We start from the raw sequence: 17,535 nt of genomic DNA, 5'->3' as shown, positions 1-17,535 counted from the left end.
GTCCTTGTTATCTCGCCGTCTCCGCGGTCAGCGGTGCTTGCCGACGTGCCGCCGGCCGCCGGACGCCGCCACCGGGGCGGACGCCTCCTGCTCGGCGGCGGCCCGGGCGACCAGCTCGGTGGCGCCGGCCGGGGCGTTCTCCGGGAAGTGGCAGGCGGTCTGGTGGCCGGGGGCCAGCTCCACCAGCGGGGGCTCGATCCGCTTGCAGATGTCCTGGGCCTTCCAGCAGCGGGTGTGGAACCGGCACGCCGGCGGCGGGTCCAGCGGGCTGGGCACGTCGCCCTGCAGGCGGATCCGCTCGCGCCCCCTGCGGCCGGCCGGGTCCGGGATCGGCACCGCCGACAGCAACGCGTTGGTGTAGGGGTGCATCGGCGCCGCGTACAGGTCGTGGCCGTCGGAGATCTCCACGATCTTGCCCAGGTACATCACCGCGATCCGGTCGGAGATGTGCCGGACCACCGACAGGTCGTGGGCGATGACCACGTAGGTCAGGTCGAGCTCGTCCTGGAGGTCTTCCAGCAGGTTGACGACCTGGGCCTGGATGGACACGTCCAGTGCCGAGACCGGCTCGTCGGCGACGATCAGCCGGGGCTTGAGGGCCAGCGTGCGGGCGATCCCGATGCGCTGCCGCTGGCCGCCGGAGAACTCGTGCGGGTAGCGGTTGTAGTGCTCGGGGTTGAGGCCGACCAGTTCCAGCAGGTCCTGGACGGCCTTCTTGACGCCGCTCTCGGTCTGCAGCTTCTGCAGCCGGAACGGGGCGCCCACGATCGAGCCGACCGTCTGCCGCGGGTTCAGCGACGAGTACGGGTCCTGGAAGATCATCTGTAGGTCGCGGCGGAGCGGGCGCATCTTCTGCTGGGACAGCTTCGTGATGTCCTGTCCCTCGAACGTGATCCGGCCGAAGCTGGAGTCCAGCAACCGCATGATCATCCGGCCGGTGGTGGTCTTGCCGCAGCCCGACTCCCCCACCAGGCCCAGCGTCTCGCCCTTGTGCACGCTGAAGGAGACCCCGTCCACGGCCTTGACCGCCGCGACCTGGCGGCGCAGCAGCCCGGCCGTGACCGGGAAGTGCTTGCCCAGGTTCTCGACCTGCAGCAGCGGTTCCCCGCTCCGGTCGGGTCTCGTGGCCTTCTTCGTCGACACGGCCGGCGCCGCCGCCGCCTCGACCACCGATCCGGCCGGCACCGCGGCGCCCTCGACCGGGTCGCTCCCGGCCCCCGTCTGCGAGGTGCTCACAGTTCTTCGCCTTTCTTCGCGCCCGTGCCGGTCACAGCTTCGACCGGATCTCGGATTCCCAGATCTCCCTGCGCTGCTCCAGCGGCAGGTGGCAGGCGGCCCGGTGGCCCGGTTCGAGCTCCACCAGTTCCGGCCGCTCGCTCTCGCTCCTGCCGTCGTTCAGCCCGGCGTAGGCACAGCGCGGGCTGAAGGCGCAGCCCACCGGGACGTTGATCAGGCTGGGCGGCGAGCCCTTGATGGGCATCAGCCGCTCCGACCGCTCCCGGTCCAGCCGCGGCATCGAGCCGAGCAGGCCCCAGGTGTAGGGGTGCAGCGGCCGGTGGAAGGCCTCGTCAACAGTGGCCTGCTCCACGCAGCGGCCCGCGTACATCACCAGGACGTCGTCGGCCATCTCGGCCACCACGCCCAGATCGTGGGTGATCATGATGATCGCGGAGTTGAACTCCTCCTGCAGGTCCCGCAGCAGGTCGAGGATCTGGGCCTGGACGGTCACGTCCAGGGCGGTGGTCGGCTCGTCGGCGATCAGCAGTTCGGGGTCGCAGGACAGCGCCATGGCGATCATCGCGCGCTGGCGCATGCCGCCGGAGAACTGGTGCGGGTAGTCGTCGACCCTGCTGTCGGGCTTGGGGATGCCCACCCGGCCCAGCATGTCGATCGCGTGCTTGCGGGCGACCTTCTTGCTGACGTCGTTGTGCACCCGGTAGGCCTCGATGATCTGGTTGCCCACCGTGTAGAAGGGGTGCATCGCCGACAGCGGGTCCTGGAAGATCATCGCCATGTGCCGGCCGCGCAGCCGGCGGACCCGGTCGGGCTGCGCGCCCACCAGTTCCTGGCCGTCCAGCCAGATCTCGCCGGAGACCTTGGCGTTGCGCCGGTTGTGCAGGCCGAGAATGCCCAGGCTGGTCACGCTCTTACCGGAGCCGGACTCGCCGACGATGCCCAGGGTGCGGCCGCGCTCCAGCGCGAACGACAGCCCGTCCACGGACCTGACCAGCCCGTCGTCGGTCGGGAAGTGGATGCGCAGGTCGCGCACCTCCAGGAACGCCGTGGGCGGGGACGAGCCCGCTCCGACCGCCCCCTCGTCCAGCGTTCCCGTCGCCTTGTCCCCCATCAGCTGTGCCTCACCCTCGGGTCGACGACCCCGTACAGAATGTCCACGAGCAGGTTGGCCACCACGATGAACAGCGCCGCCGTCAGTGTGACACCGATGACCACGGGCAGGTCGCTCTGGTTGACCCCGTCGAGCGCGAGTTGGCCCAGTCCCTTGAGGGAGAAGGTGCGCTCGGTCAGGATCGCCCCGCCCAGCAGCAGTCCCAGGTCCAGGCCGAAGATAGTGAGGATCGGGGTCAGAGTGGCGCGCAGCGCGTGCTTGGTGATGACCGTGCGTTCCGACAGCCCCTTGGCGCGGGCCGTGCGGATGTAGTCCTCGTTCAGGGTCTCCAGCATGCCCGCCCGGGTCAGCCGCGCGTACAACGCCGCGTACAGGAAGGCCAGGGTGACCCAGGGCAGGATCAGCCCGCTGAACCACTTCGCCGGGTTCTCCGTCAGCGGGACGTAGTTCACCGCGGGTAGCAGCTCCCACTTGTAGACGATGAACGCCAGTGAGAGCAGCCCGGTGAAGAAGATCGGTAGGGACACGCCGGCCAGGGCGATCCCCATCGCCGCCCGGTCGAAGATCGTGCCGCGGCGCAGCGCCGACAGAACACCGATCGAGACACCGGCCAGCAGCCACAGCACGGCCGCCCCCAGCGCGATCGACAGGGTCACCGGGACCCGGTCGACGACCTGGTCCAGGACCGACTGGCTGGTGCGGAAGGAGTAGCCCAGGCAGGGCGCCGGGCAGTCGATCTCCTGGGTGCCGGTGTCGTAGGTGTCACCGGCGACCAGCGCCTTGACGAACCGCCCGTACTGGACCGGGACCGGGTCGTCCAGGCCGAACCGCTCCTTGATCTCCGCGAGCGCGGCCGGCGTGGGCGACTTGCCGGCGAACCGGGCCGCCAGGTCGTCGGAGGAGACCCCGGCCGCCTTGGGCACCAGGAAGAAGATGGCGAAGGTCACCGCGCTGACGACCAGCAGCAGGCCGACCGCGCCCAGCAGGCGGCGAACGATGAATGCGATCACGGTGTCCGGCGATGGGCGGCCGGCGGGGTGCTCCCCCGCCGGCCGCCCGCTGCCTTCACCTGCTTTCTGTCAGGTAGGGCGGCGGTACCCGGGTCAGCCGGTCACGCCGAGGTTGGCGTAGTCGTACATGCCGAAGCCGGCGTGGTAGTACACGTTGGTCAGCGTGGTCGGCCGGTAGAGCAGCGACTTGGCGTAGACGTTGGGGATGTAGGCCGCCTGCTCCCGCATCCGCTCGTCGATCTGGTTGTAGACCTTGTCGCGCTCGGCCGGGTCCTGCAGCTTCACGACGTCGTTCCACAGCTTGTTGACCTGCGTGTCGTTGAACTCCGAGGGGTTGGAGTTACCGCTGGAGACGATCGCCTTGCCGTCGGAGATCGGCTGCAGGTAGCCGTAGCCGGTCGGCCAGTCCGGCGCCCACCCGTAGGTGCCCAGGCCGATCTTGTCCTTCTTGACGAACGCCGGCGAACCGAACTGCTCACCGGTGTAGGTGCCCGACGGGTAGCCCTTGAGGGTGAGCTTGATGCCGACCCGGGCCAGCGCCTGCTCCATCGCCTCGGCGACGGCCTTCTCCTTCTCCCGGTCACTGCGGAAGACCATGGTGGTCGCGAAGCCGTTCGGCTGCCCGCAGGCGGCCAGCGCCTCCTTGGCCTTGGCCACGTCGCCCTTGTAGCCCACCTGGGCCTGGGTGTAGAAGTCCGTGCCCTTCTGCCGGCCCGCCACGTTCGGGGGCTGGATGGAGGTGGCGAGCTCGCCGCCGACCTCACCGCCGTAGGCGCGGTACAGGGCGTCCCGGTCGGTGGCGTAGACGATCGCCTTACGGCACTCGACGTTCGGGATGTTCTTGACGTTGATCGGGATGTACCAGTGGAAGCCGGCCAGCGGGTTGTCGGCGTTGGCCTTCAGCTTGGGGTCGGTGAGGAGCTTCTGCCGGGCCGCGGCCTGAACGCCGGACCCGGGCAGGTCCACGTGCAGGGTGCCGGCCAGCAGCCGGTTGTCGACCTCGTTGCCCTCAAGCCCCGCGGCGATCTCGATCCGGTCGGGGAGCTGCTTGCGGTTGGGGTCGGTCGCCGGGTCCCAGTTGGTGTTGCGGACCAGGACACCACCCTTCTTGGGCTGGTAGTCGCCCTCCCACTTGTAGGGGCCGCTGGAGAGCGGGTGCAGGGCGTACCGGGAACCGGTGTCCTTGGCCTGGGGCACGGGGGCCGTCTGGCCGCTGAAGGTGACCAGCTCGTTGAACTCCGCGAACGGGTCCTTCAGCTTGAAGATGACGGTGGAGTCGTCGGGGGTCTCGACGCCCTTGAAGTTGTCGAGGTTCTTGTCCTTGTAGGGGCCCTTGTAGTCGCCCGCGTTCAGGAGCGTGGCGAAGTAGGCCGGGCCCTTGCCCAGCACACCGCGGTCGTAGGTCCGGGCCACCGCGTACTTGATGTCGGCGGCCTTGATCGGGGTGCCGTCCTCGTACTTGAGGCCCGGCTTGAGCTTGTAGGTCCACGTGCGGTTGCCGTCGCTGGGCACGCCGGGGGCCTGGGCCAGGTCGGGCGACGACTTGGTGCTGTCGGCGCCCGGCTTGGAGGTGTACGTCATCAGCGTCCGCGAGTACAGACGGATGAAGTTGTTCCCGAAGGCGTAGTACGTGTTGCCCGGGTCGGTGGAGTCGAAGTCGTCGCTCATCCCCATCTTGAGGACGCCGCCCTTTTTCTCCGACGCGTTCACGATCCCGGTCGTGCCGGCATCGAACTTGGCGGTCGCGCCGTTGCCGTCGCCGCCGTCGCCGTCGTCGCCGCCGCCGCAGGCGGACAGCCCCAGGCTCAGGAGGACGGCACCGGCCGCGGCCGTTGCCAAGACCTTCGGACGTTTCATTGGATCCCTTTCACTGCTACCGGGGTTGTCTACCGGGGGTCTGTTCCGGATCATCGGGCTCGTGGGTCCAGGGCGTCGCGGAGCCCGTCACCGAACAGGTTGAAGGCCAGCACGGTGACGAAGATGGCGAGACCCGGGACGATCACGAAGTGGGGCGCAACGGAGTAAAGGCTGGTGGCCGACGTGAGCATCCCGCCCCACGAGGGCTTGGGCGGGTTGATGCCGACGCCGAGGAAGGACAGTGCCGCCTCGAAGAGGATGTTGGTGGGGATCAGGAGCGTGGCGTACACCAGGATCGGCGCGACCAGGTTCGGCAGGATCTCCCGGAAGATGATGTAGGAGTTGCGGGCGCCGAGGCTGCGCGCGGCGTCCACGAACTCTCGTTCGCGCAGCGACAGCGTCTGCCCGCGGATGATGCGCCCGATGTAGGGCCAGTTGAAGAAGCCGATGATGAACACCAGCACGGCCATCCGCAGGTTGTTGCCGTCCAGCGGGCCCCACTCGTTGGGGATGACGCCGACCAGGGCGATGGAGAACAGCAGCAGCGGGAAGGCCAGGAACACGTCCATGGTGCGGGCGATCAGGGTGTCGACCCAGCCGCCGAAGAAGCCGGCGATGACGCCCAGCACGGTGCCGATGACCACCGACACGAGGGTGGCCAGCAGGCCGACCAGCATCGAGACCCGGGCGCCGTGGAGCACCCGGCTGAAGAGGTCACGGCCGTTGATCGGTTCCACACCGAACAGGAAGTCGGTGCTCACCCCGCCGAACTTGCCGGTCGGCGTACCGATCGTGGGGTCCACCAGGTTCTGGTGGTACTCGTTCGGCGGGTGCCCGAACCAGCGCACCAGCGTCTCGGTGACGCCGGGCAGGGTGATGAAGATCAGCAGCAGCACGATGGCGCCGCCGGCCAGGGCGACCTTGTCGCGCCTGAGCCGCAGCCAGGCGATCTGACCCAGGGAGCGCCCCTGGATCGCCTTGCGCTCCACCCCCGTGAGGACGGCGTCCGGCTCCGCCTTGACGTCCGGCCCCGATACCTCGATCGGTGCGGTCACGCTCCGTACCTCCCTGCTCGGCCACACTGCCTGCGGGCACGCACGGGCCCGGCCAGCGAACGATCTTCCGCTGTTTCCGGCCCTTCATGCCGCGTTCGCTGGATCGAAAACACTCCAGCGATGAATGTCCATCGCGCGCATCCGTCCCGCCAGAGGCCGTACCGACTTGTGATGCCGTCGTCACCTATGACTTACGCGAACTTGACCTGCGCACGACAAATCGCCCAGATAGTACGTCCATCTATCTGTGGGACGGCAACTCGACGGCCTGCATGAAGGCAAGCTTTACCGTTCCGAGTCCGATCTGATATTCATCATCCGCTGATATGCCCTGATTCGCGGAGAATGTTGATCGACGTCTCCGGCCGCTGCCCTACCCCCGGTTGACCCCCGTCCGAACAACGGAAAACCCGGCCAGGTCAGGGTTCCCGGCCGGGTACGGCGATCCGCGTGGTCTCGCCGCGCGGTCAGCTGATGCCGCGGCGGCGTAGGATCTCCTCGATGTCGGCGAGATCCGGATCGACGGCGGGTGTCGCGGCGCGGTGCTCGACGGCCTTGCGGCCCCCACCGGCGGCCCGCTTCGGGCCCGGCGCCGGATCGACCGCGCCCCGGCGCAGCATCACCCCGGAGACCACGTAGAGGACGCCCGCCAGCGCGAGCACACCCACCCCCGCCCACTTGAGCGGGTTCAGCACCAGGTTGGCGGCGAACTCGGTGAACCCGGTGAAGTAGGCGCCCGCAGGCACCAGCGACCAGCCGGCTCCCCGCAGCGCCGATGCGGCGCCCCGCCGGCGGTAGGCGGCCCAGCTCACCGCCAGGCCCAGCACGGTCACTCCCATGCTGATCGTGAACAGAAGGACATCGCTCATGGCCCCAGCCTTTCCCTCGTGCGCGCCGGGCCCTTCCATCGTCACACGTCCGCCCGCGCCGTCCCCTCCTGCCCGCGGATGGTTCCCCCGGCCGTCGCCTCATCCCCTGGCGGTAGGCGTTCCCTAGGGCTCGGGAGCCACCGGCTCAGGGTCCGACGGCCACCAGCCCGCCCAGCCGGCGCAGATCGACCTCGTGCAGCGACCCCACCACCGTCCGGCCGGGCGCCGGCGGGATCGGCACCACGCTCGGCACTGCGACCGTCGGGCAGCCCGCCGCCTCCGCCGCGGCCAGCCCGCTCGGCGAGTCCTCCAGCGCCACGCACCGGCGCGGATCAGCTCCCAGCCGCCGGGCCGCGGTCAGGTACGGCTCCGGATGCGGTTTGGGGTTGCCGACCTCGTCACCGGCCAGGGTCACCGTGAAACTGTCGCGGCCGACGCCCGCCAGCACGTGGTCCATCACCGACCGGTGGGTCGAGGACACCAGCGCGCAGGGCAGCCCCGCCGCGCGGACCTCGGCCAGCAGTTCACCGGCGCCCGGCCGGAGCGGGACGTGCACGCGCAGCCGGGCGGACATGCCGGCCAGCAGCAGCTCGCCGACCGCACCGGGCGGGGCCACCGGCCCGGCGAGGTCCAGCATGTACGCCACCGTGCGCGCCAGCGAACCGCCGACCAGGTGCGCCTGGTGCTCCGGCCCCCACCCGCCGGGCCAGCGCGAACCTGGGCGGGCCGCCAGCCAGGCCATCGTCTCGGTCTCGGCCTCGAACCAGAGCCGTTCGGAGTCGATCAGGAGCCCGTCCATGTCGAACAGGACCGCCTGCAACCCCCCGGCAGGGCCCTCAGGTGTTGAAATACCGAGCCTCCGGGTGGTGCACGACGAGAGCGTCGGTGGCCTGCTCAGGATGCAGCTGGAACTCCTCCGAGAGGGTCACGCCGATCCGCTCCGGCTTCAGCAGCCGGACGATCTGGGCGCGCTGCTCCAGGTCCGGGCAGGCCGGGTAGCCGAAGGAGTAGCGGCAGCCCCGGAAGTCCACCTTGAGGATGCCCTCGAGGTCATCGGGGTCCTCCGCGCCGAAGCCGAGCTCGGCGCGGACCCGGGTGTGCCAGTACTCGGCCAGGGCCTCAGTGAGCTGGACCGACAGCCCGTGCAGCTCCAGGTAGTCGCGGTAGGCGTTGGCGGCGTACAGCTCGGCGGTGGCCTCGGCGATCCGCGACCCGACGGTGACGAGCTGGAAGCCGACCACGTCGGTCTCGCCCGACTCGCGGGAGCGGAAGAAGTCGGCCAGGCACAGGTGCCGGTCGCGGCGCTGCCGGGGGAAGGTGAACCGCTCGCGCTCCCCACCGTCGGCGTCCAGGACGACCAGGTCGTCGCCCTCGCTGACGGCCGGGAAGTAGCCGTACACCACGGCGGCCTCGATCAGACCCTCGGTCTGGACGCGGTCGAGCCACATCCGCAGCCGCGGGCGGCCCTCGGTCTCGACCAGTTCCTCGTAGGAGGGGCCGTCGCCGCCGCGGGTGGGCTTGAGGCCCCACTGGCCCATGAAGGTGGCCCGCTCGTCCAGGTAGGCGACGTAGTCGTTCATCGGGATGCCCTTGACCACCCGGTCGCCCCAGAACGGCGGGGTGGGCACCGCGTTGTCGGCGGCGACGTCGGAACGGGCCGGCATCTCCTCGGGCTCGGTGACCTGGAGGGCGGCGCCCTTCTTGACCCGCCGCTCGCGCAGCGGTGGCAGCTGGGCGCCCTTCTCGCCGCGCTTGACCGCCATGAAGGAGTCCATCAGGCGCAGCCCCTCGAAGGCGTCGCGCGCGTAGCGGACCTCGCCGTGGTAGAGGTCGGCGAGGTCCTGCTCGACGTAGGCGCGGGTCAGTGCCGCGCCGCCGAGCAGCACCGGCCATTCCTGCGCCAGCCCCCGGGAGTTGAGCTCCTCCAGGTTCTCCTTCATGATCACTGTCGACTTGACCAACAGGCCCGACATGCCGATGACGTCGGCGCGCTGCTCCTTGGCCGCGTCGAGGATCGCCGAGATGGGCTGCTTGATCCCGAGGTTGACGACCTCGTAGCCGTTGTTGGTCAGGATGATGTCGACGAGGTTCTTGCCGATGTCGTGGACGTCGCCCTTGACCGTGGCCAGCACGATGCGGCCCTTGCCGCCGTCCTCGGCCTTCTCCATGTGCGGTTCGAGGTAGGCGACCGCGCCCTTCATCACCTCGGCCGACTGCAGGACGAACGGCAGCTGCATCTGGCCGGAGCCGAACAGTTCACCGACCGTCTTCATGCCGTCGAGCAGCACGTCGTTGATGATCTCCAGGGCGGGGCGCTGGGCGAGCGCCTCGTCGAGGTCGGCCTCCAGGCCGTTGGCCTCACCGTCGATGATGCGGCGCTTGAGCCGCTCCCACAGCGGCAGGGAGGCCAGTTCCTCGGCCCGGGAGGCGCGCATCGCGGCGGCGTCGACGCCCTCGAACAGATCCATAAACCGCTGCAGCGGGTCGTAGCCGTCCCGCCTGCGGTCATAGACCATGTCGAGCGCGACCTGGCGCTGCTCGTCGGGGATCCGCGCCATCGGCAGGATCTTGGAGGCGTGCACGATCGCCGAGTCGAGGCCGGCGTCGACGCACTCGTTGAGGAACACCGAGTTCAGCACGATCCGGCCGGCCGGGTTCAGGCCGAACGACACGTTGGACAGGCCGAGCGTGGTCTGCACGCCCGGGTAGCGGCGCTTGAGCTCGCGGATGGCCTCGATGGTCTCCAGGCCGTCGCGCCGGGTCTCCTCCTGGCCGGTGGCGATCGGGAAGGTGAGGCAGTCGACGACGATGTCCTCGACGTGCATGCCCCAGTTGCCGGTCAGGTCCTCAATCGTCTCGGTGGCGATGCGGACCTTGTCGGCGGCGGTACGGGCCTGGCCCTCCTCGTCGATGCACATCACGACCACGGCGGCGCCGTGCTCGCGCACCGCGCGCATGGTCTTGTGGAAGCGCGAGTCGGGGCCCCGGCCGTCCTCGTAGTTGACCGAGTTGACCACGGCCCGGCCGCCGAGCATCTCCAGCCCGGCCCGCAGCACCTCGGACTCGGTGGAGTCGAGCACGATGGGCAGCGTGGAGGCGGTGGCGAACCGGAACGCCAGTTCCTTCATGTCGGCGACGCCGTCGCGCCCCACGTAGTCGATGCACAGGTCGATCATGTGGGCGCCGTCGCGGGCCTGGTCGCGGGCGATCCGCACGCAGTCGTCCCAGCGCTCCTCCAGCATGGCCTCACGGAACGCCTTGGAGCCGTTGGCGTTGGTGCGCTCGCCGATCGCCAGGTAGGAGGTGTCCTGCCGGAACGGGACGTGCTGGTAGAGGGAGGACGCGCCGGACTCCGGGCGCGGCCGGCGGTCGGCGGTCGGCCGGCCGCCGACCCGCTCCACCACCTGGCGCAGGTGCTCGGGGGTGGTGCCGCAGCAGCCGCCGACCAGGGAGAGCCCGAAGTTCCGGGTGAAGTCGTCGTGCGCAGTGGCAAGTTCCTCGGCGGTCAGCGGGTAGTAGGCGCCGTCGGAGGTCAGCTGGGGCAGCCCGGCGTTCGGCATGCACGACAGCCCGATCCGGGCGTGCCGGGCCAGGTAGCGCAGGTGCTCGCTCATCTCGGCGGGGCCGGTGGCGCAGTTGAGGCCGATCAGGTCCAGGTCGAGTGGCTCCAGCGCGGTCAGCGCCGCACCGATCTCGGAGCCCATCAGCATCGCGCCGTTCTGCTCGATCGTGACCTGGCCGATGAGCACGGTGTCGGTGCCGGCCGCGGCGATGGCGCGCTTGGCGCCGGCGATCGCGGCCTTGGCCTGCAGCAGGTCCTGGCAGGTCTCCACCAGGATCGCCTGCACGCCGCCGGTGATCAGGCCCGCGGCGTTGCGCTGGTAGGCGTCGCGGAGTTCGGCGTAGGGGACGTGGCCCAGGGTGGGGAGCTTGGTACCCGGACCCACCGAGCCGATCGCCCAGCGGGGGCGCTCGGGTGTGGAGTAGGCGTCGGCGACCTCCCGGGCCAGGCGCGCGCCCGCCTCCGAGAGCTCCTCGATCCGCTCGGTGATGTCGTACTCGCCGAGGTTGCCGAGGTTGGCGCCGAAGGTGTTGGTCTCGACGCAGTCGACGCCGACGTCGAAGTAGGCGGCGTGCACCTCGCGCACGATGTCGGGGCGGGTGACGTTGAGGATCTCGTTACAGCCCTCGTGTCCCTGGAAATCGTCCAGGGAAGGGTCCCTCTCCTGGAGCATGGTCCCCATCGCCCCGTCGGCCACGACGATGCGTTCCCTGAGGGCCTGGCGGAGAGACTGCGGGGTCGGACTGCTCATGCTGCCCCACTCTACTGGGATTCGCCCGGCGGTCCGGGGTTCCCGTTGGCCGCCCCCGGCCCGTGACGGGCCCGTGACGGATCGGCCGCGGAACGATAACGTGCCCGCCACAACCTACTAATCAGTAAGGAGCGGCCATGGGTTCGTATCGCACCATCCTCGTGGGCACCGACGGCTCCCCGTCCTCGTTCCGCGCCGTCGAGAAGGCCGCGCAGCTCGCCGCCGACGCCGACGCCACGCTGGTGCTCGCGTCGGCGTACCACCCCATCCCCGAGCGGGAGCGGCTCAGCGCCGGGGACAAGCTGGGCGACCTGGCCTACAAGATCCAGGGGTCGACCCCGGCCGACGACGCCCTGCGGGCGGCCCGGGAGCGGGCCGTGGCGGCGGGCGCCCGGAAGATCGACGAGGTCGCCGTGGAAGGCGACGCCGTCGACGTGCTGTCGGCCGTGGCGAAGGAGCGCTCCGCCGACCTGGTGGTGGTCGGCAACCGGGGTCTGAACAGCCTGGCCGGTCGCATTCTCGGCTCGGTTCCGGCGAACCTCTCGCACCGGTCCCCCTGTGACGTCCTCATCGTCCGCACCACGGACGGCCGCCGGTAACCGCTGCCCGCCCGTCCCGCCGTGCCGGGCTCCGGTGGGACGGTACGGCAGGTCGGTGGGGCGGGACGGTGGGGCGCGCGCCGCGCAACACGTAGTCTGGCGGGCATCCGATCGCGGGCCACTGCGCCGCCGGAAATACCGGGCCTTCGGATGACGCTGTAACCCACGTCGGAAGGAGGCAGCGAGTGGTCGAGCTCGAAAACGCGCCTGAGCTGGTCGATCCGGTCCTGGTCGCCGCCTTCGAAGGATGGAACGACGCAGGCGAGGCCGCCAGCGGAGTGGTGCGGCACCTGGAGTCGACCTGGGGCGCCCGGCCGATCGCCGAGCTCGATCCCGAGGATTACTACGACTTCCAGATGACCCGTCCGCTCGTGGACATGTCCGACGGCGAGAGCCGGGGCATCACCTGGCCGACGACCCGGATCTCGGTGGCCCGCCCGCCCGGCACGGAACGTGACATCGTGCTGGTGCAGGGGATCGAGCCCAACATGCGCTGGCGCGCGTTCTGCCGCGAGATCGTCGAGTTCTCCCAGCGGCTGCGCGTCGGGTCGGTGGTGCTGCTGGGAGCGTTGCTGGCCGACGTACCGCACACCCGTCCGGTGCCGGTGACCGCCTCCGCCACCGATATCGAGCTGATCGGGGGGCTCAACGTGGAGCCGGCCAAGTACGAGGGGCCCACCGGGGTCCTGGGCGTGCTCCAGGACGCCTACGGGGCGGTCGAGCTGGACACGGTGTCGCTCTGGGCGGCGGTGCCGCACTACGTCTCCCAGCCGCCCTCCCCCAAGGCCTCGCTCGCCCTGCTGCGCCGGGTGGAGGACCTGCTGGACGTCACCGTCCCGCTGGGCGACCTGCCGGAGGAGGCGCGCGCCTGGGAGAACGGCGTGAACGAGCTGGCCGAGCAGGACTCCGAGGTCGCCGACTACGTCCGCAGCCTGGAGGAGCAGCGGGAGGCGACCGAGCTGCCGGAGGCCAGCGGCGAGGCGATCGCCCACGAGTTCGAACGCTACCTGCGGCGACGCGATTCCAGCTGACCCGCGCCCCGCACGGCCGGTGTGGGCGGCCTGTCGGTAATTGTTGGCGATTTGCCAATAAGGCCTGGCGGAACCGCCCCCCGTGGGCGACCCTGGGGGAAACCGACCTTGAGGAGGTCCGGTGCCCCCGACCACCCCGCCCGCCGACCGCTCCGTACTCCGGCTCGTCGCGGCCGAGCCCGCCCTCGGCCTGGCCGCCGGCCGGGCGCTGATGCTCCAGGTCGCCGACCCCCGGGTCGCCCAGGGGGTCGCCGACCACAGCGACTTCCGCAAGCGCCCGCTGGCCCGGCTGATCGGCACGCTCGACTTCCTGATCATCGTGACGTTCGGCACCGAGCAGGAGGCCGAGCGCGTCGGCCACGCCGTGCGCCGGGTGCACGACCGGGTCACCGGGCCCGGCTACTCCGGCAACGACCCCGAACTCCAGGTCTGGGTCAACGCCACGCTGATCGACGCGGCGCTGTACGTCTACACCGAGGTGCTCGGGTCGCCGAGCGGCGACCTGGCCGACGAGTACGTCCGGCAGGCGGCCCTGGTCGCCGAGGTGCTCGGCTGCCCGCCGGACCAGCAGCCCGCCGACCTGGCCTCTTTCCGCCGCTACATGGACGAGAAAATCGCCGCGCTGGAGGTCTCCGACACCGGCCGCGAGGTGGCCCGGGCGGTGCTGTGGCCGCAGCGGCCCCGCTGGCTGCGGCCCGCCGGGGGCCTGAACCGGTTCCTGACCATCGGGCTGCTGCCGCCACGGCTGCGCGAGCAGTTCGACCTGCCGTGGAGCGCCCGCGACGAGCGGCTGCTGCGGCTGCTGCTGCGGACGGGCGCCACCGGCTACCGGCTGGTGCCCGGACCGGTCCGGCGCTCCCCGCGGCATCTGGCGTTGCACGGTGCGCGCCGCCGGATCGCCCGCCGGGCCCGCGCGCACGCCCCGGCCTGACCGGCCGCCCGGCGACCGTCCTCGGGGCTCAGAGGCCCACGCCGAGCAGGGCGTCCACCAGAGCCCGCACGCCGTCCGGCGCGGCGGGGTCGGACCCCGGCTCCGCCGCCCAGCGGTCGACGGCGGCCAGTGCCGCCGGGGCGTCGAGATCCTGGGCCAGGTGGCGGACGACCTCGTCGGCGATCGGGCCGGCAGGCGGCCCGGCGGGCCGGGCGACGGCGGCCCGCCAGCGGTGCAGCCGGGCGGCCGCCCGATCCAGTTCCGCCGGCTCCCACTCCCAGTCGGACCGGTAGTGGTGGGCGAGCAGGGCGAGGCGGATCGCCATCGGGTCGGCGCCCTCCCGGCGCAGCCGGGAGACGAAGACCAGGTTCCCCCGGGACTTCGACATCTTCTCGCCGTCCAGAGCGACCATGCCCGCGTGGACGTAGGCGTGGGCGTGCGGGCGCTCTCCGGTGGCGACCTGGGCGTGCGAGGCGCTCATCTCATGGTGCGGGAAGGCCAGGTCCGAGCCGCCGCCCTCGACGTCGAAGCCCATCCCCAGATGGCGCAGGGAGATCGCGGCGCACTCGACGTGCCAGCCCGGCCGGCCGCGGCCGAACGGCGCGTCCCAGCCGGGCTCCCCGGGCCGCTGGGCCCGCCAGAGCAGGGCGTCCAGGGGATCTTTCTTGCCGCGCCGGCCGGGGTCGCCGCCCCGCTCGGCGAACAGTTCCAGCATCTCGGCGTTGCCGAGCCCGCTGACCTGGCCGAAGTCGGGGTCGGAGCTGATCGGGAAGTAGACGTCGCCCTCGACGTCGTAGGCGGCTCCGCGGGAACGCAGCTGCTCGATCAGCTCGACGACCATGGGCAGCGCCTCGACCACCCCGACGTACTCGCCGGGCGGCAGGACCCGCAGTTCGGACATGTCCTCGCGGAACAGCGCGATCTCGCGGTCGGCCAGCGCCCGCCAGTCCTCGCCGGTCTGGTCGGCACGTTCCAGCAGGGGGTCGTCCACGTCGGTCACGTTCTGCACGTAGTGCACCTCGTGGCCGGCGGCCCGCCAGTAGCGGTTCACCAGGTCGAACGCGAGGTAAGTGGCCGCGTGGCCCAGGTGGGTGGCGTCGTAGGGGGTGATGCCGCAGACGTACATCCGTGCCGTGGGGCCCGGGTCGGTGCGCCGCACCGCACGGGTGCCGGTGTCGTACAGGTGCAGCGGAGGGAGCGGGGAGGGGGGAAGAACCGTGCCGAAGGGGCGGGGTACCTCGGGTGCGGGCCACGATCGCATGCTCTGAGCTTATCTGTGGGCTTCCGCCCCACCGACGGGGGAGTTCGCCCGTTTTGCCCTTCTTGTTTGGCACCTCGGTGCGGCTAGCCGAGCACGGTGCGCCACCCGGTGGGGTCGCCCGGGGTCGCGGTGAAGTCGTACCGCGCGCCCCCGCCTGAGAGGGCGACCAGGCTCACCGAACCGGTCCCCCACAACCGCCCGCCGGGGAACTCGCGGCGGAGCACCATCGCCCGGGGATCCTCCGCCGGCACCCCGTCGCCGTCGATCAGCGGCAGCCACGCTCCCCAGGCCGCGGCCGTGGCCCCTCCGCCGGCGACCGGCTCCGGGCGGGCCGCGGCGGACAGGCGGGGCCGGAAGTGGGCGATGCGGGCCGACATCTGCGCCACCGCCGTCTCCCCGGGCCCGCCGGAAAGCGCGCCCTCCGCACCCTCCAGGCCGCTGTTGACCACCAGGTGCAGCCCGGGGCCGAGGGGGCGCTCGCCGAGCCGGTGCCCGTCCCAGGTCCACAGCAGTGCCCCGCCGGGCTCGGTGCGGATCAGGTGGAACGGGTCGAACCGGTCGAGTTCGAGGGCGGCGGGGTCGCCTCCGGACGCCGCCAGCAGGGGCAGTTCGCCCCGCGAGAGCCGGCCCTGCTCGGGGGCCAGGGGGCCCTGGCCGTTCAGCACGCAGGCGGCGCGCGGCGCGGCCGGATCGACGGCGAGCCAGGTACCGCCGGCCAGCAGGTCACGGCCGCCGATCAAGTCGGGGCGGTCCGGCCAGTGCCGGTCCGGCGGCAGCCACGCGCGGTCCATGAACTCGTCGCGTACACCGACCAGCAACAGCGGAACGGGGGAATCATGGTCAACGCTGACCACTGCCGTGCACATCGCCCCATTGGAGCATTTCGGACAGCAGCGTCTTCGGCCGGGGTTCGGCTCAGAGCGGCGGCCAGGGGATGGCCGGCCAGTCCTCCGGCGGATAAGGATGCACCCGGTGCTTGAGCATGAGCTCGACCCGGCGCCGGGTGGCGTCGACCTCGGCCAGGGTGAGCAGCTCGGCCAGCCGGTCGGCCAGCAGGCCGCCCGCCAGCCCGGCCTCGACCGCGCGCAACGCAGTGATCGCCTCGTCGGTCAGCGTCTGGCCCCGCCACTGCCACAGCACGGTACGCAGCTTGTAGTCGACCGAGAAGCACACGCCGTGGTCGCAGCCGTAGACATGGCCGTCCCCCGGCGGCAGCAGGTGGCCGATCTTACGGTCGGCGTTGTTGATGACGGCGTCGAACACCGCCATCCGCCGGATCCTCGGGTCCTCCGAGCGTGACAGCGCCACCAGGTCGGTCTCGGCATCGGTCTCCACCCACAGCTGGACCATCCCGGGGCCGTACGGGCCGTCGCGGTGCACCGTGGGCGGCACGATGCTCCAGCCCATCGCCCGGGAGACCTCGTACGCGGCGACCTCGCGCTCGGCCAGCGTGCCGTCGGGGAAGTCCCACAGCGGACGCTCCCCCGCGACCGGCTTGTAGACGCACGCCGCCCGCAGCCCCTCCCCCTCGACCGAGCAGTAGAGCGTGGCATTGGAGGCCTGGACGAGCCGCCCCTCCACGGTGAGGGTGCCCCGCGACAGCAGCCGCTCGGCGGTCTCGGTGTCGGCGGGATCGACGGAGCCCGGGCCCGTGGAAGCCTGGTCCCGGAAGGACTGGGTCATGCTGTGATCCTCCCGGGTTCCGGGGAGCGCGATGGCATCCGACCTCCTGATCAGGCTCAGCCCAGGTGACCGTTCTGGCGTGGGCACACGTGGCCGGCGGCGTCGAGGGGCCGGCCGCACAGCGGGCAGGGCGGGCGCCCCGCCGCAACGACCTTCAGGGCGCGCTCGGCGAAGGCCCGGGCCCGGCCCGCCGAGAGGCTGACCCGCAGCACCGCCGCCGCCGGGTCGTCCTCGGCGGCCTCGTCCTCGCGGGCCTCGATGACGACCCGTTCGTCGGAGGGACTCCAGGCCAGCGCCATCGCGCCCACCCGGAACTCCTCCTCGACCGGCTGGTCGAGCGGTTCGTCGTCGCGGAGGTCGGCGGGCGCCGTCTCGGGCACCGGCCCGGCGCCCCGGCGCAACACCTCGTCCAGCAGTTCCTCAAGCCGCTCGGCCAGCAACGTGACCTGGAACTTCTCCAGGGCCACGCTGGTGAGCCGGGGCCCGGAGCGGGCCTGCAGGTAGAAGGAACGCTCGCCCGGCCGGCCGACCGTACCGGCGACGAACCGGTCTGGCATGTCGTAGGAGATGACCGGCATA

The 17,535-nt window shown here is 71.2% G+C and carries 15 protein-coding genes; 3 read left to right on the top strand and 12 right to left on the bottom strand.

Annotated features, from left to right (window positions below; translation table 11 throughout):
• Positions 1-27: 27 nt before the first annotated feature.
• The 8 genes from DPM19_RS16925 to metH all read right to left on the bottom strand — a co-directional run bounded on the left by DPM19_RS16925 (position 28) and on the right by metH (position 11,451).
• Positions 28-1,143, bottom strand: a complete 1,116-nt coding sequence (locus DPM19_RS16925; protein WP_199485148.1) for an ABC transporter ATP-binding protein — start codon at positions 1,141-1,143, stop codon at positions 28-30.
• Positions 1,144-1,267: 124 nt separating this feature from the next.
• Positions 1,268-2,347: an ABC transporter ATP-binding protein gene (locus tag DPM19_RS16920; protein ID WP_111868772.1), complete on the bottom strand. Its 1,080-nt coding sequence runs from the start codon at positions 2,345-2,347 to the stop codon at positions 1,268-1,270.
• Entirely contained in the window at positions 2,347-3,357 is a 1,011-nt protein-coding gene (locus DPM19_RS16915; RefSeq protein ID WP_111868769.1) for an ABC transporter permease, read from the bottom strand. Before DPM19_RS16915 ends, DPM19_RS16920 begins: the two co-directional genes overlap by 1 nt.
• A 93-nt stretch (positions 3,358-3,450) precedes the next feature.
• Entirely contained in the window at positions 3,451-5,214 is a 1,764-nt protein-coding gene (locus DPM19_RS16910) for an ABC transporter substrate-binding protein (protein WP_111868767.1), read from the bottom strand.
• 50 nt (positions 5,215-5,264) lie between these two features.
• The gene (locus DPM19_RS16905; protein ID WP_111868765.1) at positions 5,265-6,269 is read right to left on the bottom strand and encodes an ABC transporter permease; all 1,005 of its coding nucleotides are present in this window, start codon (positions 6,267-6,269) and stop codon (positions 5,265-5,267) included.
• Between the two features lie 467 nt (positions 6,270-6,736).
• Positions 6,737-7,138: a hypothetical protein gene (locus tag DPM19_RS35285; RefSeq protein WP_158566805.1), complete on the bottom strand. Its 402-nt coding sequence runs from the start codon at positions 7,136-7,138 to the stop codon at positions 6,737-6,739.
• Between the two features lie 145 nt (positions 7,139-7,283).
• Positions 7,284-7,958, bottom strand: a complete 675-nt coding sequence (locus DPM19_RS16900) for an HAD family hydrolase (RefSeq protein WP_199485132.1) — start codon at positions 7,956-7,958, stop codon at positions 7,284-7,286.
• A 16-nt stretch (positions 7,959-7,974) separates the two neighbouring features.
• Positions 7,975-11,451 (bottom strand): methionine synthase, encoded by a 3,477-nt coding sequence (gene metH / locus DPM19_RS16895; RefSeq protein WP_111868762.1) that lies wholly within the window; start codon positions 11,449-11,451, stop codon positions 7,975-7,977.
• Positions 11,452-11,588: 137 nt separating this feature from the next.
• Here metH and DPM19_RS16890 point away from each other — a divergent pair, with 137 nt between their 5' ends.
• The 3 genes from DPM19_RS16890 to DPM19_RS16880 all read left to right on the top strand — a co-directional run bounded on the left by DPM19_RS16890 (position 11,589) and on the right by DPM19_RS16880 (position 14,012).
• Positions 11,589-12,050: a universal stress protein gene (locus DPM19_RS16890; RefSeq protein WP_111868759.1), complete on the top strand. Its 462-nt coding sequence runs from the start codon at positions 11,589-11,591 to the stop codon at positions 12,048-12,050.
• Positions 12,051-12,235: 185 nt separating this feature from the next.
• Entirely contained in the window at positions 12,236-13,081 is an 846-nt protein-coding gene (locus DPM19_RS16885) for a PAC2 family protein (protein ID WP_111868757.1), read from the top strand.
• A gap of 121 nt (positions 13,082-13,202) precedes the next feature.
• Positions 13,203-14,012 carry an oxygenase MpaB family protein gene (locus DPM19_RS16880; protein ID WP_233510219.1) on the top strand — a complete coding sequence of 270 codons (810 nt, stop codon included), beginning with the start codon at positions 13,203-13,205 and terminating at the stop codon, positions 14,010-14,012.
• Positions 14,013-14,040: 28 nt separating this feature from the next.
• Here DPM19_RS16880 and mshC read toward each other — a convergent pair whose 3' ends face one another.
• The 4 genes from mshC to DPM19_RS16860 form a co-directional block, all read right to left on the bottom strand.
• On the bottom strand, positions 14,041-15,273 hold the full coding sequence (gene mshC / locus DPM19_RS16875) for a cysteine--1-D-myo-inosityl 2-amino-2-deoxy-alpha-D-glucopyranoside ligase (protein ID WP_111868755.1): 1,233 nt from the start codon (positions 15,271-15,273) through the stop codon (positions 14,041-14,043).
• 83 nt (positions 15,274-15,356) lie between these two features.
• Positions 15,357-16,139, bottom strand: a complete 783-nt coding sequence (locus tag DPM19_RS16870; RefSeq protein ID WP_111868753.1) for an NRDE family protein — start codon at positions 16,137-16,139, stop codon at positions 15,357-15,359.
• A 49-nt stretch (positions 16,140-16,188) separates the two neighbouring features.
• On the bottom strand, positions 16,189-16,956 hold the full coding sequence (locus tag DPM19_RS16865; protein WP_111868751.1) for an SCO1664 family protein: 768 nt from the start codon (positions 16,954-16,956) through the stop codon (positions 16,189-16,191).
• Positions 16,957-17,012: 56 nt separating this feature from the next.
• Positions 17,013-17,534 (bottom strand): DUF3090 family protein, encoded by a 522-nt coding sequence (locus tag DPM19_RS16860; protein ID WP_111868749.1) that lies wholly within the window; start codon positions 17,532-17,534, stop codon positions 17,013-17,015.
• Position 17,535 lies beyond the last annotated feature (1 nt).

Source organism: Actinomadura craniellae (genome assembly GCF_003289645.1).
In the GTDB taxonomy this organism is placed as follows: Bacteria; Actinomycetota; Actinomycetes; order Streptosporangiales; family Streptosporangiaceae; genus Actinomadura_D; species Actinomadura_D craniellae.
Note: the sequence above shows the minus strand (reverse complement) of the source record. Positions and strands in the feature narration are given on the sequence as shown.